This window comes from Achromobacter sp. GbtcB20, from assembly GCF_019091095.1.
GTDB classification, from domain to species: domain Bacteria; phylum Pseudomonadota; class Gammaproteobacteria; order Burkholderiales; family Burkholderiaceae_B; genus Achromobacter; species Achromobacter mucicolens.
On the sequence record NZ_JAGXJZ010000822.1, the window covers coordinates 1 to 242 of the forward strand.

Consider the following 242-nt stretch of genomic DNA (forward strand, 5'->3'; position numbering starts at 1 on the left):
CCCGAGCGTCTCGGCGGCCAGGCGTGTGGCGCCCGCATGGGGGGCCAGCGTGGCGAGGATGAATTCGCGTTGGGCGCGGCCCAGCGGCTTGCCCACCGGAAAGTTCAGCGTACCGTCGCGAACCTGTGCCTGGTTGGGCCCGAGGTTGCGCGTCGCCATGTCGGCGTCCAGCTGGGTATCGGCCTTGATGTACGCGCGCTGCACCACGTTGCGATGTTCGCGTACGTTGCCCGGCCAGTCGT

The 242-nt window shown here is 69.4% G+C and carries 1 pseudogene; it reads right to left on the reverse strand.

The window, feature by feature from the left end:
- A pseudogene (locus KVT32_RS31255) lies at nucleotides 1-242 on the reverse strand (sigma-54-dependent Fis family transcriptional regulator); the annotation flags it as partial.